General features: G+C 70.2%; 19 protein-coding genes. 5 read left to right on the top strand and 14 right to left on the bottom strand.

Annotated features, from left to right (window positions below):
- Positions 1-69 precede the first annotated feature (69 nt).
- The 3 genes from ACFVXA_RS26380 to ACFVXA_RS26370 all read left to right on the top strand — a co-directional run bounded on the left by ACFVXA_RS26380 (position 70) and on the right by ACFVXA_RS26370 (position 6,404).
- The gene (locus tag ACFVXA_RS26380; RefSeq protein WP_390026928.1) at positions 70-3,804 is read left to right on the top strand and encodes a S8 family serine peptidase; all 3,735 of its coding nucleotides are present in this window, start codon (positions 70-72) and stop codon (positions 3,802-3,804) included.
- 137 nt (positions 3,805-3,941) lie between these two features.
- Complete coding sequence (locus tag ACFVXA_RS26375; protein ID WP_362029039.1) at positions 3,942-4,949, top strand: helix-turn-helix domain-containing protein; 1,008 nt, start codon at positions 3,942-3,944, stop codon at positions 4,947-4,949.
- Positions 4,950-5,531: 582 nt separating this feature from the next.
- Entirely contained in the window at positions 5,532-6,404 is an 873-nt protein-coding gene (locus ACFVXA_RS26370) for a trypsin-like serine protease (RefSeq protein ID WP_362029042.1), read from the top strand.
- 81 nt (positions 6,405-6,485) lie between these two features.
- Here the strand turns inward: ACFVXA_RS26370 and ACFVXA_RS26365 are convergent, their stop codons facing one another.
- The 14 genes from ACFVXA_RS26365 to ACFVXA_RS26300 form a co-directional block, all read right to left on the bottom strand.
- Positions 6,486-7,307, bottom strand: a complete 822-nt coding sequence (locus ACFVXA_RS26365; protein WP_384023124.1) for a hypothetical protein — start codon at positions 7,305-7,307, stop codon at positions 6,486-6,488.
- Positions 7,308-7,354: 47 nt separating this feature from the next.
- The gene (locus tag ACFVXA_RS26360; protein ID WP_390026925.1) at positions 7,355-7,927 is read right to left on the bottom strand and encodes a hypothetical protein; all 573 of its coding nucleotides are present in this window, start codon (positions 7,925-7,927) and stop codon (positions 7,355-7,357) included.
- A gap of 8 nt (positions 7,928-7,935) precedes the next feature.
- Positions 7,936-9,243: an MlaD family protein gene (locus tag ACFVXA_RS26355; protein ID WP_362029051.1), complete on the bottom strand. Its 1,308-nt coding sequence runs from the start codon at positions 9,241-9,243 to the stop codon at positions 7,936-7,938.
- Positions 9,240-10,547 (bottom strand): MCE family protein, encoded by a 1,308-nt coding sequence (locus ACFVXA_RS26350; RefSeq protein WP_383747543.1) that lies wholly within the window; start codon positions 10,545-10,547, stop codon positions 9,240-9,242. The genes ACFVXA_RS26355 and ACFVXA_RS26350 overlap by 4 nt, the downstream gene beginning before the upstream one ends.
- Positions 10,544-11,665, bottom strand: coding sequence for an MCE family protein (locus tag ACFVXA_RS26345; RefSeq protein ID WP_390027000.1), 1,122 nt, complete (start codon positions 11,663-11,665; stop codon positions 10,544-10,546). The genes ACFVXA_RS26350 and ACFVXA_RS26345 overlap by 4 nt, the downstream gene beginning before the upstream one ends.
- A 17-nt stretch (positions 11,666-11,682) precedes the next feature.
- Entirely contained in the window at positions 11,683-12,663 is a 981-nt protein-coding gene (locus tag ACFVXA_RS26340) for an MCE family protein (protein WP_389936492.1), read from the bottom strand.
- 281 nt (positions 12,664-12,944) lie between these two features.
- A complete protein-coding gene (locus tag ACFVXA_RS26335; RefSeq protein ID WP_390026922.1) occupies positions 12,945-14,072 on the bottom strand; it encodes an MCE family protein in 1,128 nt (375 codons plus the stop codon).
- A complete protein-coding gene (locus ACFVXA_RS26330) occupies positions 14,069-15,307 on the bottom strand; it encodes an MCE family protein (protein WP_362029057.1) in 1,239 nt (412 codons plus the stop codon). The genes ACFVXA_RS26335 and ACFVXA_RS26330 overlap by 4 nt, the downstream gene beginning before the upstream one ends.
- Before the next feature lie 5 nt (positions 15,308-15,312).
- A complete protein-coding gene (locus ACFVXA_RS26325) occupies positions 15,313-16,116 on the bottom strand; it encodes an MlaE family ABC transporter permease (protein ID WP_390026920.1) in 804 nt (267 codons plus the stop codon).
- A gap of 3 nt (positions 16,117-16,119) precedes the next feature.
- A complete protein-coding gene (locus ACFVXA_RS26320; RefSeq protein WP_099941049.1) occupies positions 16,120-16,890 on the bottom strand; it encodes an ABC transporter permease in 771 nt (256 codons plus the stop codon).
- Positions 16,887-17,831 carry an ABC transporter ATP-binding protein gene (locus ACFVXA_RS26315; RefSeq protein WP_383747548.1) on the bottom strand — a complete coding sequence of 315 codons (945 nt, stop codon included), beginning with the start codon at positions 17,829-17,831 and terminating at the stop codon, positions 16,887-16,889. The genes ACFVXA_RS26320 and ACFVXA_RS26315 overlap by 4 nt, the downstream gene beginning before the upstream one ends.
- Before the next feature lie 97 nt (positions 17,832-17,928).
- Entirely contained in the window at positions 17,929-18,954 is a 1,026-nt protein-coding gene (locus ACFVXA_RS26310) for a sigma-70 family RNA polymerase sigma factor (RefSeq protein ID WP_383747550.1), read from the bottom strand.
- 54 nt (positions 18,955-19,008) lie between these two features.
- Entirely contained in the window at positions 19,009-20,103 is a 1,095-nt protein-coding gene (locus ACFVXA_RS26305) for a lytic transglycosylase domain-containing protein (protein WP_390026918.1), read from the bottom strand.
- Between the two features lie 378 nt (positions 20,104-20,481).
- On the bottom strand, positions 20,482-20,961 hold the full coding sequence (locus ACFVXA_RS26300; protein ID WP_390026916.1) for a MarR family winged helix-turn-helix transcriptional regulator: 480 nt from the start codon (positions 20,959-20,961) through the stop codon (positions 20,482-20,484).
- Positions 20,962-21,137: 176 nt separating this feature from the next.
- Here ACFVXA_RS26300 and ACFVXA_RS26295 point away from each other — a divergent pair, with 176 nt between their 5' ends.
- Together ACFVXA_RS26295 and ACFVXA_RS26290 are read left to right on the top strand one after the other, a co-directional pair.
- A complete protein-coding gene (locus ACFVXA_RS26295; protein ID WP_390026914.1) occupies positions 21,138-22,649 on the top strand; it encodes an MFS transporter in 1,512 nt (503 codons plus the stop codon).
- A gap of 98 nt (positions 22,650-22,747) precedes the next feature.
- The gene (locus tag ACFVXA_RS26290) at positions 22,748-23,449 is read left to right on the top strand and encodes an SDR family oxidoreductase (RefSeq protein WP_362029073.1); all 702 of its coding nucleotides are present in this window, start codon (positions 22,748-22,750) and stop codon (positions 23,447-23,449) included.
- Positions 23,450-23,473 lie beyond the last annotated feature (24 nt).

Here is a 23,473-nt window from a genome sequence, read left to right as displayed (position 1 = left end):
CTTGCCATGGCGAAGACCTGCCGTCGTCTGGTCTTCACGTCGGTGTGAACCGGCCGATAGACCCAGGGCATGTTCTCCCCCTCTCAGGTTTCCGCCTTCCGGCGCAGACGCTGGCAGCTGATATCGGCCGCCACCGCGGTGCCGCTGCTGGCGTCGGGGCTCGCAGTTCTGCAAGCGCCCGCACAAGCCGCTCCGAGCAAGCCCACCGTTCCCGCCAGGCCCTCGGCGACCCACAAGGTCACCCTGGTCACCGGCGACGTCGTCACGGTCACCACGATGGCCGACGGCAAGCAGACCGCCGAGGTCGACCGGCCGGACAGCGCCGTCGGCGGCGTAAAGATCCAGGAGATCAAGGGTGACCTGTTCGTCGTCCCGGACGAGGCGGCGCCGCTGCTGGGCACGGACAAGCTGGACCGGCGGCTGTTCAACGTCACCGATCTGATCGAGATGGGCTACGACGACGCGAAGTCGGCCGCGGTGCCGCTGATCGCGACGTACGCCCAGCCGAAGTCTCGCGCGGCCGTCGAGCCGACGGCCCCCCGCGGCAGCAAACTGATCCGCAAGCTCAAGGGCATCCACGGTGCCGCGCTCAGCACGCAGAAGCGGCAGGCCCGCACCTTCTGGACCACCGTCGCGCCGCAGGGCAGCGCGAAGTTGGGCGCGGGTGTGGCGAAGCTGTGGCTCGACGGTCGCGTGAAGGCCGACCTGAAGGAGAGCGTGCCGCTGATCGGCGCGCCCGAGGCCTGGGCGGCCGGCTACACCGGCAAGGGCGTCAAGGTCGCGCTCCTCGACACCGGCATCGACGTCAACCACCCCGACTTCGCCGGCCGGATCGACGGCACGGACAGCTTCGTGCCGGGTGAGGCCATCACCGACGTCAACGGACATGGCACGCATGTGGCCAGCACGATCGTCGGCTCGGGCGCCGCCTCCGGCGGTGACTACAAGGGCGTCGCCCCGGGCGCCGACCTGATCGTCGGAAAGGTGCTCGGCGGCGCGGCGGGCAACGGCCAGGACTCCTGGGTCATGGCCGGCATGCAGTGGGCCGCCGAGTCCGGTGCGGACGTCGTCAACATGAGCCTCGGCGACTCCTACCCGACGGACGGCAGCGACCCGATGTCGCAGATGGTCGACGCGCTGTCCGCGCAGTACGGCACGCTGTTCGTCATCGCCGCCGGCAACGCGGGCCCGGAGAGCATCTCCTCTCCGGGTGCGGCCGCCTCGGCGCTGACCGTGGCCGCCACGGACAAGGAGGACCGGCTCGCGTCCTTCTCCAGCACCGGCCCGCTGGCCTCCTCCGGCGGCATGAAGCCGGACATCGCGGCGCCCGGTGTGGACATCACCGCGGCCCGCTCGCAGGAGATGACCGACGGTGGTGAGGGCCTGTACCGCACCCTCAGCGGCACCTCCATGGCCACCCCGCACGTGGTCGGCGCGGCGGCGATCCTGGCCCAGCAACACCCGGACTGGACCGGCGCGCAGCTCAAGGAACACCTGATGAGCAGCGCGAAGGGCCTGGCCGACGGGTACTCGCCGTACGAGGTCGGCACCGGCCGTGTCGACGTGGCCGCCGCCGTGCACACCACGGTCCGCGGCACCGGATCGCTCTTCTTCGGCAACTACACATGGCCGCACGAGCCGGGCGACGTCGCCGTCACCAAGGTCCTGACCTTCACCAACTCCGGTTCCTCCGACGTCACGCTGAACCTGGCGCTGACCGACGACGGCGGCCCGTTCACGCTGGGAGCCACCACGGTGACCGTCCCGGCGGGCGGCACCGCCGCCGTCCCGGTGACCGGAGACCCGCAAGCCGTCTCGGCGGGCCGGCACGTCGGCTACGTGATAGGCACCGATGCGACCACGGGGAAGCCGGTGACCCGCACGTCCGTGGCGCTGCTCAAGGAAGAGGAGCGCTACGACCTGAACATCAAGCTGGTCGGCCGGGACGGCAGGCCCGCCGCCGGCTGGGTCACGATCAACCTGGCCGGCGACTTCTGGCCGTGGCAGGTCTACGTCGACGGCTCGACCACCATGCGCATGGCACCCGGCCTCTACACCGTCGCGGGTTACCTCGACGTGGCCGGCGAGAAGGCGGACCGCTCGGGTCTGGCCGTGCTGGTCGACCCCGAGACCGTACTCAAGGACGGCCCCGCGGACGTGGTGCTGGACGCGCGCAAGGCACGCCTGCTGCAGACCGAGGCGCCGCAGCGCACCGAGGACCGACAGCGCAAGGTCGACTTCAACGTCCACTACAAGGGCCTCGACCCGTACACGGACTACCGCAGCGCGTACGTGCTGCCGCCGACGTACGACGACGTCTACGTCGCGCCCACGAAGCCGATGAAGCAGGGCGAGTTCCTGCTGACCACCCGCTGGCGCAAGGGCGAGCCGCAGCTCAGCCTGAGCACGCCGGGCGGTCGGCTCCGCTTCGAGGCACTGGTGCAGGCCGGCAGCGCCCTGGGCGCCGCCACGGACAAGCTGGACGCCGTCTACGCGGGCAACGGCGCGGCGGCCGCATACGAGAAGGTCAGGGCCAAGGGCAAGGTCGTCGTCATCGAGCGCAGCGACGAGGTCTCGCCGCAGGAACGCGCCGAGGCCGCGGTCGCGGCCGGTGCGAAGGCGCTGATCGTGGTCAACGACGGGGTCGGTGCCCTGCTGGAGTACGTCGGCGAGTCGGCCATCCCGGTCGCCACCGTGCACCGCGACGCGGGCAGGACCCTTGTCGCGATGGCCAAGGCCGGCACCCTGAAGCTGACCGCACAGCAGACCGAGTACACGCCGTTCGTCTACGACCTCACCCGGGAGTACCCCGGCCAGGTGCCGGACCGGGCCCTGGTCTACAAGCCGACCAAGGGTGACCTCGCCCGGATCGATGCCCGCTACTACTCGGCCACGGACGGCAAGTTGGGGGAGGGCTACCGGTCCGACTTCACGCTCAGCCCGTCGTTCAACCTCCCCGAGGTCGAGTGGCATCCGGGCACCCGCACCGAATGGGTGACCCCGGGCCAGGTCTGGAGGGAGTTCCACGCGCAGGGCGTCGACGGTGACCTGCCGTGGGTGATGGTGTCGGGCGACAACACGTACGCCAAGGGCAGCACGACCCGTCTGGACTGGTTCGCTCCGGCGACCCGGCCCGGCCAGGGCGAGGCCTTCGGCGTGTACAACTCCCGCTGGCAGAACTACATGACGTGGAACGTGCAAGCGTGGGCCTCCGCCAGTGACAACATGCGGCTGGGCGGCTTCCTGCAGTGGGGTGAGACGCCGACCCACCTGCAGGTCTTCCAGGGCGACACGCTGATCCACGACAACCCGCACAGCACGGACATGCAGTGGGTGGAGGTGCCGGCGGGCAACCTGCCCTACCGCGCCGTCCTCGACGCGGAGCGGCCCGCCGACGTCTTCCGCCTGTCGACGCGCACCCACACCGAGTGGACCTTCATGTCCGACACCGTCGACTCGGACTTCTTCGAGCCGTTCTCGGTGCTGAACCTGAACTACAAGCTGGAGTCGGACCTGCACGGCGACGTCAAGGCCAATGCGACCCAGAAGATCGCGCTCAAGCCGGTGTCGATGGACGGCGGCACCGTGCCGGGCAAAGTCACCACGGTGAAGCTGGATGTCTCGTACGACGACGGCGCCACCTGGCAGAAGGTGATCGTGACCAAGGGCGCCGACGGCTACTGGACCGGCTCGTTCAGGACGGCGAAGAAGCCCGGCGGCTTCCTCTCGGTCCGCGCGAGCGCCCAGACGAACAGCGGCTTCGGCGTCAAGAACGACATCATCCGGGCGTACGGCCTGCGATGAACCGCACTGTCGGGCCCCGGGGAGGCGACTCTCCGGGGCCCTTCCCGTCACACCTGCTCCCACCAGGGACTATTCAGAGTCTGCCGCCATGGCACATACTCTCCCCGCTGCGGCAAGCGGAGGAGAGTCGGTCGCCGATGCTGGATGTTCTGGGCCTCGAACCCGATGACGAGCGCGTCTACCGGGCGCTGATCGGACAGCCGGACTCCACCGCGACGCCGCTGTCGGAACTGCTCGTCATGTCGCAGGCCCAGGTCGACAAGGCCTTGTCCCGCCTGGTCGGGTGGGGACTGGTGATCAGGTCGGCGGACGAGCGGTTCACCGCCGCGCCGCCGGCCATGGCGCTCGGCGCTCTCATCAGCCAGCGCCGGGACGGGCTGCGCGCGGCTGAGCATGCCCTGGTGACCTTCGCCGAGGAACACCGGGCGGCGATGACCGGGAGCAGCATCGTCGATCTGATCGAGGTCGTCACGGGCGTCGACGCCATCCGCCATCGCTACCTCCAGGTGCAGCAGGCGGCCCGCACACAGGTCCGCGCCTTCATCACCGCACCGTTCGTCGCCCTGCCTCCCGACGAGAACACGGCCGAACCCATGGCCATCGGCCGCGGCGTGCACTTCCGGGCGGTACTGGACCGGGCCGTGCTGGCGGAGCCGGGCATCGTCCACGACGCGATCGATTCCCTGCGCAACGGCGTGCAGCTGCGTGTCGCCGACCAGCTGCCCATGAAACTCATGCTGGCCGACGCCGAACTCGGCCTCGTCCCGCTCGCGACCACGCCGACCGGAGAGCCCGGCGCGGTGCTGCTGCACCGCAGCGGCCTGCTGGACGCGATGGACGCGCTGTTCGAGACGGTATGGCGCACCGCCCACCCGCTGGAGCTGGCGGGCACCGGCGGAGAAGCCGAACCCCCCGTCGAACTCGGGGCGGAGGGCCCGACCGACCTCGACCGAAGGATCCTCGCGCTCCTGCTGGCCGGCGTGACCGACCCGACAGCCGCGACACAGCTCGGCCTGTCACCGCGCACGCTGCACCGACGCCTGCGCCACCTCATGGACATAGCCGGAGTTCGGACCCGGATGCAGCTCGGCGGCCACGCCGTCCGACACGGCTGGGTAGAACCACCGGTGCGGAGACAGATATGACTGCAGGCCAACCGGTCCCCGACGCCGTCGCCCTGCGTCGCGGCCACTTCGGCGCCCGCCGTTCCCTGCTCGCGTACCAGCGGCTTCGCGCCGCCGCGCGGGCCGCCGACTGTTGGCCGGTCGAGCACGAGGGAGCACTGGCCCTGCTACGCGCCGACGCGGGGCGGTGGCAAGGGGGCTGGTACGGCGGCCCGGTCCTGGTTGACGCGCTGCTCACGCGGGATGATGCCACGTGGGGCGGGCTTGCGCGGCGTCCCGTGGCGGCGTGCAAGCAATGTGCACGGCCTCTCCGGTCGCGGGGAGCGTCCACGCAGCTGAGAGACCATTCCCGCGACCACGAGCTATCCCCGGCGTACAGCCCGACTCGTCTGCCTTTTCCGGGCTCTGGCCTGGCGTGGCCGGACGGTGGGCAGCCTCCTGCGCCGGGGCGTCTGATCTGGCTGACAGTGCTGCTCTTGCCTGGACGACCCGACTTCTCCGCTGTGTGGGCGACCCGCTCTTGCCGCGCACCGCCCCAGGCGCTTCAATTCCCTTCACCCCCACAGGAGAACGCCTGTCCCACACCCATCGAAGGGGTTCTTCTTGACCGCCGTACGCGCCACCGCCGTCACCGCAGCGGCCTGCGCCGCCGTGCTCGCGACCGCGCTGCCCTCCTCCGCCATCAACTCCTACAACGCGACACCGGCGCCCGAACGCACCGAAGTCGGCGCGCTCGTGGCCACCTGGGACAACGACAACGACCCGGCGACCCCGGATCGGGTCGACTGGGTCTGCTCGGGCACGATGATCGACGCGGACACATTCCTGACCGCGGCGCACTGCACCACGGACTGGCCGGACAACGTGAGGTTCTACGTCTCGCTCGACCAGGACGTGCAGGCGGGACTGGACGCCGCGGCGAAGAAGTACCCCGGTGATCCGGCCGCCCAGGCAAACGCCGTCGGCGTCCAAGGCACGGCCCACAGCCACCCCGACTACCCGGGCCCCGCCTCGGACCCGCACGACATCTCGGTGATCGAACTGCCCGCCGCGAAGGTCAAGAGCCGCTGGTCCTTCACCCCGGCTGCGCTGCCGACCGCGAACCAGCTGGGCGCACTCGACCAACAGGCGCTGAACTCCACCGACTGGCTCGTCGCCGGATACGGCACTCAGGAAGCAGTCAACGGCCCGGGCGGACAGACGCATCCGGGCGGCGGTGTCCGCATGAAGGCGCCCGTGACCTTCAACGCCCTCAACAACGCCTGGGTGCGTCTGGGCATGACCGAGCCACAAGGCAACGGCGGTGCCTGCTACGGCGATTCCGGCGGCCCCAACTTCGTGGTCGTCGGCGGCAAGAGCATCCTTGCGGCGACGACCATCACCGGCGACACCCCGTGTTACGCCACGAACGTTTCGTATCGGCTGGACACTGCGGGTGCGAGGGCCTTCCTGTCTCCGTTCGTGAAACTGCCGTAGGTTCTCAAGAGGGTCGGGGACTGGCGCGATGGCTGACCCTCCGCGTCCAGTCCCCACCGCTTCAAGCTCGGAGAGTGCCTGTCAGAGCGCATCGACCCCGCTCACCTTCCAGCCGTCGGACGTGCGCGTCAGCGTCATCCGCACCCGGTTCAAGTCCACGCGCGAGCCCGCGACCTGGGTGCTCGTGGTCACCTGGTTGACGAAGAGGAGGACCACGGCGCGGTCCGGCGACGTCGAGGTCACAGAGGCTGCCGGGGAGCCGCCGGTGGGCTGGGCGACCGTCGCCTTCACCACGCCGTGGTACTTCCTGGCCGTTGGACCGACCACCGTCGCGGTGGTCTTCCTGTACTCGTCGCGGAAGTGGCCGGTGAGCCGGGCGCGGGCGGCGGCGAAGTCGCGATCCAGGTGGCGGTAGTCGTACGACAGCACGACGGGTGCCGCTTGGCGCGCGGCCGCGAGTGCCTGCGTCCGGGACTGTTCGGCCCGTACGCCCTCCCGGTAGCGCCAACCGAGCACGGCGGCCGCGACAAGGACCGCCATGAGCAGGACGCACAGGGCGGCCGTGAACAGCCGACGTCGACCGTGCCGCCTCCCCGTACCGGGACCCGGCTCGCCCTCCTCCTGCGGCGCGTCCTCCTCGAAGCACTCCGGCGAGGGCTCCGGCGGGTCGTCCCAGCCGTCCTCATCGGGGGCCTCGATGAGCACGGTGCGGCCGGCGGTCAGTGTCTCCGGACGCACCGGGGCGTCCTCGTCGGTGGCCCCCGGCCCCGGCTCGCGGTGGCCGCGTTCCGCGCGCTTGGCCGCCGCGCGGGTGGCCGCGGTCATGGTGCGCCGGGCGCCGGATCCGGAACCGGATCCGGAACCGGATCCGGCGCCACGGCCTCGGGTGGTCGTCTTCGTCACAGGTTTGCTCCTCAAGTCCTCATGGGCGTACGGCGGTCAGGGCGCGGTCAGCCGACGAACTCGACGTCCGAGGTCAGCCAGTGGCCGTCCCGGCGCACCAGGTCGAGCTGTAGGCGGTAGGTGCGCGCCTCGCCCTTCGGGGCGGCTGTGTTCGTCACCTTGCTGTCGGCTACCACCAGGACGCGGGCCGAGTGTGCGTCGGAGAGGACGATGCCCGCGTCGAGGACCTGGCCCTGGGACACGGACTTGTTCGCGGCGACGAGCTTGGTCAGCTGCTCGGTCTGCGCGGCGAACTGCTTCTTGAAGTCGCCGGTGGCACCCTCGAGGACGTTCGCGCTGTCCCGGTCGTAGTGCCGGTAGTCGAGCGAGGTGAAGTTCAGCGCCGACTGGCGGGCCGCGGCCAGGATGTCCTGGCGCCGCTGCTCCCTGTCGTGCTGGTCGTGGAGCCCAAGGCTCAGCCAGATCGTCAGCGCGGTGGTGAGGACGGTCGCCACCACCAGTCCCACCGACCGCGCCTTGCCCGACAGGGCCCTGCCCGGCCACGCCCTGCCCGACCACCCCCTGCCCGACAGAGCCCCGCTCATGGCCCCGCGCATGGTCCTGCTCAAGGCCCTGTTCATGACCCCGCTCATGCCATCGGCCCGACTAGCAGCCATTGCCACGACTCCCTTCCGAACACCGCCTGTTGGCCGCCCGTCGAGCCGATCTCGACGGGTCTTCCGTCCGGACCGGTGGCGGTGCCGGTCTCCGGGTCGTACGGCGTGATGTACGGCGTCACGTACGCCGCCTGGTCCGCACCGCCGGAACCGGTCGATGCGCCGGAACCGGTCGACGCGCCAGGGGCGTTCTGCGCGCCCCGTACCGACGTCTTGCTTCCGCGCGGGGCCGTGCAGCGCGCGTCGGTGTTCGCCTCGCGCGGGCTGGTGTCCGAGGGGTCGCGCCGCGTCGTCCCGTATCCCTGGGTGCACGGCGGCGGGTCGTCGGCGTTCACCACCAGGCCGAAGTGGGTGGTGCCGTCGCCCGGGACGACCGTGTAGCTGCCCGCGACCAGAGCCGGGAAGGTGACCAGGGACTGCTCCACACCGGGCAGGTGGGCCAGCGTGACCTGGCCGCCGCTGATCAGGTTGGCCAGCAGGACCGACAGTCGCGGTGAGATGTTCTTCAGCAGCGAGTTCACCTGCTGGGCGGCCGGCGTCGCGTTGCCGATCAGCTTGCGGACGTCTCCGTCGCTCGACTTCAGCTGTGCCGTGAGCGTCGCCAGGTCGTGCGCGAACGATTTGATGGACGAGCCCTGGTCGGCCTGCGTCTTGAGGACCTTTCGCGAGTCCTCGATCAGCGAGATCGTCTGGGGGAGGGAATCGGACGCCGACTCCACGAGCGCGTTGCCCGAGTCCACCAGCCGGCTCAGGTTCGGGCCTGTGCCGGAGAAGGCCTTGCCCAACTCGTCGACCGTGACCCGTAGATCGTCCTTGCCGACCGAGTTCACCAGCCGGTCCAGGCTGAGGACCAGGTCCGTGGTCGGCAGCGGCACGCGCGTGCTGCCGCGCGGGATGGCGCTGCCGTCGAGGAGGTAGGGGCCGTGGGAAGTGCGTGGCTGAAGGTCGACGTACTGCTCTCCCACCGCCGAACGGTTCGCCACCACGGCGAGCGTGTCCGCCGGGATGTGTGGCGTGCCGTCCTTGATGTCGAGGGAGACCGAGACCCCGGCGGAGCCGGTCAGGCGCAGTGCGCCGACGCGGCCCACCGGCACCCCGCGGTAGGTGACCTCGGCGCCGGGAAAGATGCCCCCGGAGTCGGCGAAGTCCGCCCGGACGGTGTAGCCGCGACCCAGGACGTCGTCCACCAGGCCGGTGTACTCGGCGCCGACGTACGACACCCCGACGGCGGTGACGGTGGCGAAGGCGAGGAGTTGGGCCTTGACCGTACGGGTGATCACGGCTGGACTCCCTTCAGCATCAGCTCCGCGAGCGCGAGGTTGATCCCCTCGGGCAGCCCGCCTCGGGTGGTGTAGCTGCTGGTGCACACCGGCGGGCACAGGGGCCCGCCGCCGCCCGACGAGCCCGACGAGCCCGGCGGGGCCGACGGCACCGAGGGGGACGACGGCAGGCTCGGTGTGCTCGGCAGCGCGGTGGGTGTCGGCACGCTCGGCAGACCGGGGACATCGGGGAGATCGGGGAGATCCGGTACGTCGGGTGTGCCGGGCTTCTGGGAATCGCCCTTGCCCCGGCCGGAGTTGCCGTCCGTCACGTTCCCGTAGATGCCGGCCAGGTCCAGATCCGCGGTGATGTCGAGGTTGACGTAGTCCCCCTTGACGGCGTCCACCGCGTTGCGCGGGAACGGGTAAGTGGTCAGCAGCTCGAGGGAGTTGGGCAGGTCGGCGCCCGCCTTGTTCAGCTGCCGCAGGATCGGCCGCAGTTGTTCGAGGTTCGCGACCGTGTCGTCGTGCGAGGCCGTGACCACCTTGGTGCCCGTCTTGCCGAGCTTCGAGAGGGCGGTGAGCATTCTTGTCAGATCGCGCCGCTGGTCGGCGAGGACCTTCAGGGCGGGTGGCATCGTGTCGACGGCCTGGGCGATCGTCTTCTTCTCCTTGCCGAGCCGGCCCGCGAGCCGGTCCACGGCCTCGAGGGCGTGGACGATGTCCTTCCGCTGGTCGTCCAGGCCGCCGATGAAGGTGTTCAGCTCCTTGAGCAGCGACCTGACCCGGTTCTCCCGGCCGTCGAGGGCCTTGTTCAGCTCGACGGTGATCGTCTTGAGCTGGGCCACTCCGCCGCCGTTGAGCAGCGCGGACAGTGCGGAGAGCACCTCCTCGATCTCCGGGTTGCGGCCGCTGCGGGACAGCGGGATGCGGTCGCCGTCGCCGAGCCGGCCCACCGGGGCCGTGCCGGTCGGGGCGGAGAGGGCGACGTATTTCTCGCCGAGCATGCTGGTCTGCCGCAGCTCGGCGACCGCGTTGGCGGGCAGTTTCACCGAGTCGGCGACCCGTAGCCGTACGCGCGCGTGCCAGCCATCCAGCTGGACTTTCTCGACCGCGCCCACGGTGACGTTGTTGACCTTCACCGCCGACTGCGGCACCAGGTCGAGGACATCGCGGAACTCGACGGTGACGTGGTACGCGTGGCCGTCCGCGGCGGCGCCGCCGGGCAGCTGGACGTCGTACCAGCCGTTGAACTCGCAGCCGGACAGCAGCAGTGAGCCGACCGCGGCCCACGCGACCGCCCCGACCTTGCGCAGTGCGCTCATGCGCTCGCCCCCAGAATTCCGCCGAGCGTCCGGTCGACGGTTCCCGTCACCGCGGAGCCCTGGGGCACCTTCGGCAGGGAGTCGAAGAGGTCCTTGAGCTCCTTGCAGTCGGGGTTCTTGCCGCCTTGGTCGTTCTTTCCGCCTTCGTCGCCGGTCGTCTTCAGTACGGAGCACAGCAGCGAGGCCGGATCCTGTGCCTGCTGCGCGTTGTTGCGGGTGTCGAGGGTGCCCGAGGACGGGTTGTAGGCGTTGTTCAGGTTCGACAGACCTGTCGGAGCGACCTCCAACAGCTCCTGCAGCGCGGCCCGTTGGGTGACGAGCACCTTGGTCACCTTGCTGAGGCCCTTCACGTTCGAGGTCAGCGACTTCTTGTTGTTCTTCACGAAGGCGGACACGTCGCCGAGCGCCGTCCCCAGGTTCTTGAGCGCGTCCGCGAGGTCCTTGCGCTCGCCCGCGAGCTGGCCGGCGACCTCGGCGAGGCTGGTGTTGAACGACCGCACGCTCTTGTCGTCGGCGGCCAGCGCCGCCGTGAAGACTTGCAGGTTCCGTACCGTGCCGAAGAGGTCCGTGCGGCCGTCCGACAGCGTGGTGACGGCCTGCGAGAGGTCCTCGACCGTCCGGTTGAGGTTCTCGCCCTGGCCGTCGAGGTTGGCCGCGCTCACCCCGAGCAGCCGCGACAGCGAGCCGTCCTTGTTGGCGCCCTTGGGGCCGAGCGCGTCGGCCGTCGTGTGCAGACTGTCGAAGATGCGGTCCAGTTCGACCGGCACGGCCGTCCGCGTCTCGGGGATGACGGCGCCGTTCCGCAGTACCGGGCCCTTTCGGTACACCGGCAGCAGTTGTACGTAACGGTCGCTGACCACCGAGGAGTTGATGATCGCGGCCTTGGCGTCCGCCGGGACCTTGCGGCCTTCGTCGTACTTCAGCTCCACCCGCACCCGGTCGCCCTCCGGCGTGATCTTCTCGACCTCGCCGATCCGGACACCGAGGACGCGGACGTCCGAGCCGGGGTAGATGCCGACGGTGCGCGGGAAGTACGCCGTGACGTGCACGGACTCGGGGCGCGGCCACAGCACGTAGGTGAGGGCGGCGACGAGGGCGAGTGCGGTGACCACGGCCATGCGCTTCTTCAGGTTCTTCACCGCGTGCCTCCCGTGCGCGGCACCACCGGAGCGGCGACCAGGTTCTGGACGTAGCTGTCGAACCAGCGGCCGTTGCCGAGGGCGTTGGTGAAGACCCGGACGTACGGCGCGAGCAGCTTGACGCTCCGGTCGAGGCTGGACTGGTTCCGTTCGAGCATCCGCACCACGCTGTTCAGGCCCTTGAGCGCGGGCCCGATCTCCTTGTCGTTGTCATCGACCAGGCCGGAGAGCTCGATGCCCAGCGCGGCGGAGCTCTTCAGCAGCTTGTGGATCGCCTTGCGGCGCTTGCTGATCTCCTTGAACAGCTTGTCGCCGTCCTTGACCAGCCCGGTGAAGTCCTCGGAGTGCTCGGCCAGTACGCCCGTGACGCCGTTCGCGTGGTCGAGGAGCTCGCCCAGCGCCTTGTCGCGCGAAGCGACCGTCCGGGAGATCCTCGACAGGCCCTTGATGGAGGCCCGTACCTCGGCGGGCGAGTCCTGGAAGGTGGTGGAGATGGTGTCCAAGGCCTTCGCCAGCCGATCGGTGTCGACCTTCTCCGTCGTCGTGGTCAGATCGCTGAACGCCTGCACGACGTCGTACGCCGGAACCGTCCGCCTGAGCGGTATCTCGCTGCCGGGCTTCAGCCGACCCGGCCCCTTGGGGTGCAGCGCGAGGTACTTCGCGCCGAGGATCGTCTTGACCCGGATCGAGGCGCCGGTCTCGGTGCCGAACCCCGGATCGCCCTTGATCTTGAAGGTGACCTTGACGTGGTCGCCGTCCAGATCGACGTCCTCGACCTTGCCGACCTTGACGCCGGCGATCCGCACCTCGTCACCGGGCTTGAGGCCGCCCGCCTCCGAGAAGGCCGCGCTGTACGTCTCGCCGCCGCCGATCAGCGGCAGGCTGTCGGCGTTGAACGCGGCCACGGTCAGCAGCCCGAGGATGGTGAGACCGACGGCTCCGATCACCACGGGATTGCGCTCACGGAACGGAATCAGGCGCGGACGGCGGATCCGTGGAAGCCGTATCCGAGGCGGGTCGATGCGGACCTTCACCAGGGGTTCGGGGCGGCGGGGGCGGGGAGCCCGGCGCGGCAGGAGCCGTATCTTCGGGAGCCTGGGCGGGTCGATGCGGACCTTCACCAGGGGTTCGGGGCGTCGAGGGCGGGGTGCCCGACTCGGAAGCAGCCGTATCTTCGGGAGCTTGGGGGGGTCGATGCGGACCTTGACCAGCGGCTCCGGGCGGCGCTTACGGGTCCCGCGCGAAAGGAAGTGCTTCGTCATGCGCCGCACCTCGCCCTCGCCACGTGCAGTTCGGGAGTGAGTACCTGCTTCGTCTTCGGCAGCACGATCCGGCCGTCGAAGTCGCAGAGGTAGAAGTTGAACCACGAGCCGTAGGACGCCGTCCCCGTCAGCTCGCCCAGCTTGTTCGGCAGCCGCTTCAGCACGCCCTCCACGGTGTTCTCGTTCTTGTTCAGCGTTCCGGTGAGATCGGTCAGCTCGGAGATGTCGTCCTTCAGGGGCGGGCGTGCGTCCTTGAGCAGCCCCGAGGTGGCGTCCGTCAGGTCGCCGATGCCCACCAGCGACTGCCCGATGGGCTTGCGGTCGGCGGACAGCCCCGAGATCACCCGACGCAGCTGCTTGAGCAGCCCGGAGAAGCGGGCGCCGCGCTTGTCCAGCGTGTCCAGCACGGTGTTGAGGTTGTCGATCACCGAGCCGATCAGCTTGTCGCGGCCGGCCAGTGTCGTGGTGAGCGAAGCCGTGTGCACGAGCAGGCTGTTGACGGTGCCGCCCTCGCCCTGGAGGGTCCGGATGATCTCGGTGGCGAGCTGGTTGACGTCCTGCGGGCTGAGCGCGGCGAACAGTGGCTTGAAGCCGTTCAGCAGCGCGTTGAGGTCCAGCGCGGGCTGCGTGCGCGACAGCGGGATCGTGGCGCCGGGCTTCAGCCGGGTGCCGTCTCCCGCACCCTCGGTCAGGGCGACGTAACGCTGTCCGACCAGGTTCCGGTAGCGGATGACCGCACCGGTGCTGTTCAGCAGCGGACGGTCCACGCCGACGGTGAAGGTGACCTCGGCCAGCGTCCGGTCCTTGATCCGGATGCCCTCGACCTCGCCGACCCGCACCCCGGCCACCCGGATGTCGTCGCCCTTCTCCAGGCCCGTCACGTCGCTGAACACCGCGCGATACGTGTGTTCGGGGGTGAGGGAGATGTTGACGATGGTGGCGGCGAGCAGGGCCGTCGCCAGGATCGTCACCAGGGCGAAGAGGCTGAACTTGATCAGCGGGGCGGCGGCCTGCCGGGCTCCTGACGTCCGAGTGGCCCTAGTGGCCCGAGTGGTCCGAGTCGTCCGCGAGGTCTCCCTCGTCTCCGTGGCCTTCGTCGCCTTCGTAGCCTTCGTGGTCCTCATGCGACACTCACCGCCGTCCCGCGCGCCATCGGCCCGAACAGCAGCGTCGCGACAGGCGGTACCTCGTCGGCGGGCACGCCCATGACGGGCGCGACGAGCGAGCCGACGGCGCGCTGCTCGGTCCGGGTGGCGGAGACACCGCCGGCGGGTCCGGAGGAACTCCCCTTCTTCGAACCGTCGTTGAGGTGAACCCCGGGCGCGGGCACCTGCGGATGGGGCAGGTCGCGGCAGTCGGGTCCCGACCGATCCCCGTAGCGCGGATACTCACCGGGTTCGTACGCCCCCTGCTGGCGGACGACTTCGAGCGTGATGTGCATCTTGCCGCCCCGGAACGCCTGCTCGGAGGCCTGCTCTTCGCGCACCAGGCCGGCGAGCAGGCACGGGTACTCGGGCGAGTAGCGGGCGAAGAGTTCGAGCGTGGGGCGGGAGACCCGGCCCAGGGTGATCAGCCGGTCGCCGTTCGCGGCGAGGAAGTCGTCCGCGGTGCCCGCGGCTGTGGCCGTCGTGGTGAGCGCGGACGCGAGCCGGTCCCGCTGCTCGACCAGGGTGCGGCTGGTGGTGACGGTGTTGCGCAGGATCGCCATCAGGTCGGGAGCCGCGTCGCCGTACACCTCGGCGACGTCGGCAAGGCGTGCGAAGTCCTCGGTGAGGGACGGCAGGTGCGGATTCAGGCGGTGCAGATAGTCCTCCACGCGCGTGAGGTTGTCGCCGATCCGGTCGCCGCGCCCCTCGAGGGCGGTGGCGAACGCGGAGAGCGTGGCGTTGAGCTTTCCGGGCTGCACGGTCCGCAGCAGCGGCAGCAGGTCGTTCATCAGCTGCTGGAGCTCGATGCCGACGCGGGTGCGGTCCTGGGTGATGACGTCCCCGGCGCGGATGGGCCGGGCCGAGGAGCGCGCCGGCGCGACCAGGTCGACGTACTTCTCGCCGAACAGGGTCTTGGGCAGCAGGCGTGCGTGTACGTCGGACGGGATGGACGCGACGTACTCCGGCTTCAGCGCGATGTCGAGCGTCGCCTTCGTCCCGTCGGCGTGCACCGCGCGCACCTCGCCGACCAGCAGCCCGCGCAGCTTGACGTCGGCCCGCGGATCGAGCTGGTTGCCGAGGCTGTCGGCCTCCAGCTCGATCCGTACGGCCGGGGTGAACACCTGCTGGTACACGGCGACGGACAGGGACAGCAGCAGCGCGAGCACGGCGAGGAACACGACGCCGTACAACCGCAGTCTCAGCACCCTCACCCGGCTCACCCCGCAATCCGCACGGTCGTGCTGGCGCCCCAGATCGCCAGCGACAGGAAGAAGTCCAGGACGTTGATCGCGATGATCGAGGTGCGCACGGCGCGGCCCACGGCGACGCCGACGCCCGCCGGGCCGCCGCTCGCGTAGTAGCCGTAGAAGCAGTGCACCAGGATGATCAGGACGGCGAAGACGAGCACCTTCCCGAAGGACCACAGCACGTCGACCGGCGGCAGGTACTGCTGGAAGTAGTGGTCGTAGGTGCCCGCCGACTGCCCGTAGTAGCCGGTGGTGATGGTCCGGGCGGCGAAGTACGAGGACAGCAGCCCGACCACGTACAGCGGGATCACCGCGACGAATCCGGCGATCATCCGGGTGGTCACCAGGAACGGCAGCGAGGGGACGCCCATGACTTCGAGGGCGTCGGTCTCCTCGCTGATCCGCATCGCGCCGAGCTGGGCGGTGAAGCCCGCGCCGACGGTCGCGGAGAGCGCGAGGCCTGCCACCAGGGGTGCGATCTCACGGGTGTTGAAGTACGCCGACAGGAACGCCACGAAGTTGGAGGTGCCGAGCTGGTTGAGCGCGGCGTAGCCCTGGAGGCCCACCTCCGTGCCGGTGAAGAACGACAGGAAGGCGATGACACCGACCGTGCCGCCCACGACGGCGAGGGCGCCGCGGCCGAAGCTCACCTCGGCGAGCAGCCGCAGGATCTCCTTCTTGTAGCGGCGCAGGGTGCGGCCCGTCCACGCCAGCGATCGGCCGTAGAAGGACAGCTGGCTGCCCAGTTCCTCCAGGCGATTCAGCAGCGCCATGACTCAGCCCCTCTGCGGAACGACTTGGAAGTACACGGCGGTCATCACGAAGTTCGTCACGAACAGCAACATGAAGGTGATCACCACCGACTGGTTCACCGCGTCGCCCACACCCTTCGGGCCGCCCTTCGCGGTCAGTCCCTTGTACGAGGCGACGATCGCGGCGATCGCGCCGAACACCAGCGCCTTGATCTCGGCCGCCCACAGGTCGGAGAGCTGGGCGAGCGTGGTGAAGGAGGCGAGGTAGGCGCCCGGAGTGCCGTTCTGCAGGACGACGTTGAAGAAGTAGCCGCCCGCGACGCCGACGACCGACACCAGGCCGTTGAGCAGCACCGCCACCACCATCGACGCCAGGACCCGCGGGACGACAAGGCGGTGGATGGGGTCGATGCCCAGCACCTGCATCGCGTCGATCTCCTCGCGGATCTTCCGCGCCCCGAGGTCCGCGCAGATCGCGGTGCCGCCGGCGCCCGCGATCAGCAGCGCGGTGACGATCGGCGAGGCCTCCCGCAGCACCGCGAGGACCGAGGCGGCCCCGGAGAAGGACTGGGCGCCGAGCTGCCGGGTCAGGCTGCCGATCTGCAGCGCGATGACCGCGCCGAAGGGAATGGAGACCAGGGCCGTCGGCAGGATTGTGACGCTCGCGACGAACCAGGCCTGCTGGATGAACTCCCGTGCCTGGAACGGCCTTCGGGGTATGGTCCGGACGACGTCCAGCGCCATCGCGAAGAGGTTCCCCGAGTGCCTGAGCGCTCCGGTCGGTGACAGCCTCATACGCCGGTCACCGCCGTCCGGTGCAGCTCGGCCTCGCGTCTCGCGATCGCCTCCCAGCGGGGCGGGCGGATGATGTCGGGGCCTGGCAGCAGGCGCGGCGTCATGTCGTTGCCGACGTGGCGGGCTTTCCGGTCCGCTTCGCCGAGTCGCGCCAGTTCCTGCTCGACCTGTGCGGCGTCCTTCTCCTCGGCCATGCCGATGGGCCCCTCCATCCGGCCGTTCAGAAACTGCCGTACGACGGGCTCGTCGCTCGTCAGCAGCTCCTCACGGGGCCCGAACATGACCAGCTCACGGCGGAACAGCAGCCCGATGTTGTCCGGCACCTGGCGGGCCGAGGCGATGTCGTGCGTGACGATCAGGAAGGTCGCGTCGATCTGCGCGTTGAGGTCGACGATGAGTTGGTTGAGATACGCCACGCGTACCGGGTCGAGGCCCGAGTCCGGCTCGTCGAAGAGGATGATCTCCGGATCGAGGACCAGCGCCCGCGCCAGCCCGGCCCGTTTGCGCATCCCGCCGGAGATCTCGCCGGGCAGCTTTCCCTCGGAGCCGATCAGCCCGACCATGTCCATCTTCTCCAGCACGATGCGCCGGATCTGGCTCTCGGACTTGCGGGTGTGCTCGCGCAGCGGGAAGGCGATGTTGTCGTACAGGCTCATCGAGCCGAACAGCGCGCCGTCCTGGAACAGCACGCCGAAGAGCTTGCGCACCTCATAGAGCTCGTGCTCGCGCAGCCTGGTGATGTCGCGTCCCGCGACCTTCACGGAACCCCGGTCCGGCTTCAGCAGTCCGACGAGCGTCTTGAGGAACACCGACTTGCCCGTGCCCGAGGGGCCGAGCATGACCGATACCTCCCCGGCGGGCAGCGTCAGCGAGACGTCCTGCCAGATGACCTGGTGACCGAAGGACTTGGTCAGCCCTTCCACACAGATCTCGACACCCATCCGGTCCACCCTTCGACCCGTGGAGCAGCTTCGACATCTGCTCTACGGGGAGGGGCGGGGCGTCCGTCGCGGCGGACCCGGATTTTTTTCGGGGGTTCTACGGCAGCGCGGTCGGGGTCGGCACGTCGACGGGAACGTCCGGTGCGGCCGGAGGCGTCGTCGGGAGCGTGGACGCGTCCGGCAGACCGGGGAGGCTGGGCACGCTCGGCAGGTCGGAGACCCCCGGGACCTCGGGAACGGCCGGCACCGGTGACAGCGAGGCCTCCGGCAGGGGCGGCACCGACAGGGGCAGCAGCGACCGGTCGTGGCCACCGGGCGGCGCCGTCGGCGTCGCTCCGTGAGAGGTGGAGGCGGCCGACAGATCACGGGCGTTCGGGCCGGCTGCCCGGCCGGAGCCGTCGGGCCGGACGGTCTGCGTGGTCTTCTGGGCCATACGGGACACGGACGGATGCGGAGTCGTGCCCTTCCCGCCCCCGTCGTGGACGTACGGCAGCACGAACCCCGCCACCACCAGGGTCGCGGCCGTCGAGGTCACCGCCACGGCCTGCGCGTGTCCGCCCGCGCGCAGCTTGCCGCGCCCCCACAGGAGCAGGGCGAGGCCCAGGGTTCCGGCCAGCGAGTCGCGCAGCGTGCGCCGGGCCCGGGCGAGCAGCGACTCGACGGTCCGGTAGCTCAGTCCCATGTGCACGGCGACCTGGCCGACGTCGAGGTCCTCGGACTTCAGGCGGAGCGCCTCGGCCTGGCGTGCGGGCAGCTCCCCGCTGCGCACGGCCAGCCACCTGGCCTCGGCCCTGTCGCACACCGCCTCATCGACGGGTATCGGACCCGGCGCGGCGAGCGTGGGGCTGCGGTGTACCTCGGCCTCACGGTTGACCTGGCGGTACCGGTCGACGCACAGCCGCATGGTCACGGTCGTCAGCCAGGCGCCGAGACGTTCGTCGTCCAGGTCGGGGCGCTCCGCGGCGCGCAGCATCGCCTCATGCACCGCGTCCTCGGCGTCCTCCGGGCTCATCGACCTGCGCCGGGCCACCTTGAGCAGTTGCTCGCGGTGGCTCCACATGCGCTGCCAACGGTCGTGGGCCGCCTGTATCTCCGCAGGCATGTCCGGCATGTCCGTCGCCATGAGGGCCCCTTTGCGCTCACCCGCCGGTCCTGTGGCGTCCGGCGGGTGGCGACATTACCGCCCGGTAGCCGCGGTTGTGGAGGGGGCGGAGGTCATCGATTCCCCGCTGTTACTGGTCAGCGGACCGCCGCTGGGCAGCAGGTCGTCGCCGGGCAGTTCGATGTCCGCGCCAGGAGAGGGGAGTTGGGGCTTCTCCGTCTCCTTGGCTCCGCCCGCCGGACGGGATGCGCCGGGGGTCGGCGAGGCAGCTGCGGACGGTGCCGGGGAGGGGGCGGCGCTCGGCCGGGCGGACGGTGTGGGCGACGGCTTCGGCGTGGACGGCGGCCGCGACGGCTCCGGGTGCGCCGAGGACTTCGCGGAGCTGTCCGGCACCACCCGGTGTCCTTCCAGGTAGTACGCGTACCAAGCCCTGACCGTGCGCAGATACGCCTCCGAGTGGTTGTAGCCGAGGACCGCCCGGTCCAGCTGGGCCGGGTCGGAGAGGTCCGTCCCCCACTCTCGGCTTCGATCGAGCGGGAGGTGCCCCCGGTCCGCGCACAGATAGCGTCCGGCCGCGAGTGCCGCGTCGAAGACGTTGCCCGGGTCGGCCCGCCCGTCGCCGTTGCCGTCCGTGCCCCAGCGGGCCCAGGTCGACGGGATGAACTGCATCGGTCCGACCGCCCGGTCGTAGGCCGTGTCCCCGTCGTACGCGCCGTCGTCGGTGTCCCGCACGACGGCGAAGGCGCCGCCGTCCAGCCGCGGCCCGAGGATCGGCGCCACGGTCGTACCGTCCGCCGTCACCCGACCGCCCTGCGCCTGCCCGGACTCCACCTGGCCGATCGCGGCCAACAACTGCCACCGCAGCCGGCAGCCGGGCGCGGTGCGCGCGAGCTCCGCCTCGGCGTGCCGGTAGGCGGCGAACACGCTCGCCGGCAGCGCGGCGTACGCCACCGATGCCCCGCGCTCGCGTTCCCGGGTCCGCAGCGGCGGGAGGTCGGTGCGGTACGGGGTGTCGCCCGACACGCTCGGGCCGTGCTCGGTGGGCGCCTCCCGCTGAGGTGCGGATGCCCGTGCCGGGACCGCCCCCGGCGCCTGTGACGCGGTCAGCGCGGCTATCGCCGCCGCCGCGACCGCCGCACCCCTGACGCCTCTGCCGCTGTTCCCTGCCACGTTGCGCTCCCCTCCCTGTGGACTGGTGTCGTCTGCTCTACGGGGCAGGGCGGCAGGTCCGTCGCGCGAAGCGGGGCGATTTCGGGGAAGGGGGCCCGCACGCGCGTCCGTCAAGGTGGACCTTGCGAAGGCCGGCCGCGCGGCCCGCGAAGGAGCCGCCCGACACACGAGCCGGGCGCGGCGGGGTACTGGGCGAGGCGTACAGCCCGACTCGTCCGCCGTCCGCCGTCCGCCGTCGGCCGTCCGCCGTCGGCCGTCCGGCGCCTGCCGTCCGGCGACTCCCGTGGAGGCTCCGACCAGGTCAATGTCCCGGTCGGGGCCTCTTCTTCTCCCTCGTCTCCCTCATCCCCCCGTCAGGTCCCCCTTAGGTCCCCCTAGTCACGCCTGCCCGTCATGGGACAGGAAGACGCGGGACAGCAGGCCCTGGAGGGCCGCCCGCTCCTCGATGCTCAGGGCGTCGAGGGCTTCGTGAGTGGCGTGCATTCCGGCGCGGATGCTGTCCACGGCAGCCGCGCCCTCTTCCGAGAGGACGACGTTCTTGACCCGGCGGTCGGTGGGGCTGGGTTCGCGGTGGACGAGGCCGCGGGCTTCCAGACGGTCGATGATGCCGGTCATGTTCGAGGCGTCGCAGCGGAGCGTGCCTGCCAGGGCTCGCATGGGCGCCGGGCCCGCGCGCAGCACGTTCAGCGCCTTGGCCTGGCTGTAGGTGAGGCCGTACACGCCGGCGGCGGTCGTGAGGTCACCGTAGAGGCTGACCATGGACGCCCACAGGGTGTCGAGGAGTGTGGCGTTGGAGACACCGAGGTGTCCGCCGTCGGACGCCTCGGCGGAGCGGCTCGATCCAGATGTCGCGGACATGGGGCCAGCGTAACGCGAAACTTGACTACCTCAATCTTCGATGCTTACCTCTAAAGAGTTACTTGAGGATCTCAACCTTCGAGGCCTACAGCTTTGTGAACCTCAAGTTTCCGTCTCCCGGCGTCACGCCACCCCTCGTGACCGCCCATCCATCCGCCCGACCTACGGAAGAAACCGTGACACCCACAGATCACGTGGCCCCAAGACGCCCCGGTGGCGACCTCTCGCTCGTCCTGGTCCTCGGCATCGCCGCCATGATCGTCTCGATGATGCAGACCCTCGTCGTGCCGATCCTGAGCATCATCCAGAGCGACCTCGGCACCTCCACCGCGAACGTCAGCTGGGTCACCACGGCGACCCTGCTGTCCGCCGCGGTCTTCACCCCGCTGCTCGGCCGCTTCGGCGACATGCACGGCAAGAAGCCCACGCTGGTCGGGGTTCTGCTGCTGATGATCGCCGGATCGGTGGTCGCGGCGACCACCACGTCCCTGCTGTGGCTGATCGTCGGCCGGGTTCTCCAGGGCGCCGCCACCGCGATCTTCCCGCTGGCCCTCTCGGTCCTGCGGGAGGAAATGCCGCCGGCCAAGCTGCACGGCGCCATGGCGATGGTGAGCGGAACGCTCGCCGTCGGCAGCGGGCTCGCCCTCGTGGCCGCGGGTCTGCTCACGCGGGGCTCGGACCCCGACTACCACCGGGTGTTCTGGCTCGCCGTGGCGCTCGCGGTCGTCGCCCTCGTCGGCGTCCTCGTACGCGTTCCCGCGACGAAGTCGAAGACCGGCGGCCGTACCGACTGGCTCGGCGCGGTGACACTCGCCGCGCTCCTCGTCCTCCTCCTGCTGCCGATCTCGCAGGGGCACGAGTGGGGCTGGTCCTCCGGACGCACCGTCGGACTGTTCGTCGCGGCCGTGGCCATGGCGGCCGTCTGGGTGCTGGTCGAGCGGAAGGTCCGCGAACCGATGGTGGACATGCGGATGTTCGCGCACCGGCCGGTGCTCTTCACGAACCTCGCCGGACTGTTCCTCGGCTTCGCGATGTTCTCGCAGTTCATCGGGGTCGCGTATCTGGTGCAGATGCCGAAGGAACTCACCGGGTACGGATTCGGGGCCTCCGTGCTGCGCGCCTCCGTCGAGTACCTGCTGCCCACCGCGGTCGTATCGCTGCTCGCCGCGCAGTTCGGCGGGATGCTGGTGGGCCGGGTCGGGGCACGGTTCACCCTCGCCACCGGCGCCGTGTTCGGCGTCCTCGGCTTCGTCTGGCTGACCGCGGCGCACGACTCCTCGGCGTCGGTCATCCTCGCGGGCCTGCTGATCGGTGTGGCCATCAGCCTCGGATACGCGGCCATGCCGGCTCTCATCGTGGCGAGCGTTCCGCACCACCAGACCGGCATCGCCAACGGCCTCAACTCCATCTCCCGCTCCGTCGGCAGCGCGATCGCCAGCGCGGTGATCACCTCGCTGCTGGCGTCCAAGACCATCGCGCACCTGCCGGCCGGCGTACCCGCGCTGCCCGCCGAGAGCCAGTTCACGCTGAGCTTCGGGATCGCCGGGGTCGCGTTCGTGCTGATCGTGGCGGTGGCGCTGGTCGGTCTGACCAAGGGGGCCGCCCAGGAGTACTCGTTCGAGAAGGCGGGGGCCGTGGAAGCGGAGGCGGCGACCCGAGTCTTTGAGGCGGAAAGCGTCGAGGCCTGACGCCGGGACTCCGCCTTGCGGATGGAAACCGATCGGTTTACTCTCATAGCAGGGATAAACCGATCGGTTTCTCGTTTCCACTTCCCAGGGAGCACCCCATGACATCCATCGAAGGTTCGGTCGCCCTCGTCACCGGCGGCAGCCGCGGTATCGGCCGGGCGCTGGTGCAGGCCCTGTACGAGCGCGGCGCGAAGAAGGTGTACGCCACCGCGCGCGACCCGAAGACGGTCACGCACCCCGACGCGGTGCCGCTGGCGCTGGAAGTGAGTGATCCCGCGTCCGTCGCCGCGGCGGCCGAGCAGGCGCAGGACGTCACCGTCCTGATCAACAACGCGGGTGCGTCCGTGAACGCGAACTTCCTGGACTCGCCCGTGGAGGACGTCCGCCGCGAGTTCGAGACCAACTTCTACGGCCCGCTCCTCGTCACGCGCGCCTTCGTCCCGATCATCGAGCGCAACGGCGGCGGCCACATCCTCAACGTCCACTCGGCGCTGTCGTGGGTCGGTCTCCTGAACTCCTACAGCGCGTCCAAGGCCGCCCTCTGGTCGCAGACCAACTCCCTGCGCCTCGACCTGAAGCCGCGCGGCATCGAGGTCACCGGTCTCCACGTCGGTTATGTCGACACGGACCTGGCCGCGCATGTCGACGCCCCGAAGTCCACTCCCGAGAGCGTGGCGGCCCAGGCGCTCGACGGCATCGAGTCCGGTGCCTTCGAGGTGCTGGCCGACGACGTCTCCCGGCAGGTCAAGGCCCAGCTGTCGCAGGACATCGGCGTGATGTACCCGCAACTGGTCGCATAACGATTCTCAGGCCGGTCAGGCCGG

It is taken from the genome of Streptomyces sp. NPDC058246, from assembly GCF_042881985.1.
Classification (GTDB): Bacteria; Actinomycetota; Actinomycetes; order Streptomycetales; family Streptomycetaceae; genus Streptomyces.
The sequence above is the reverse complement of the archived record's forward strand: the minus strand, read 5'-3'. Positions and strand labels throughout refer to the sequence as shown.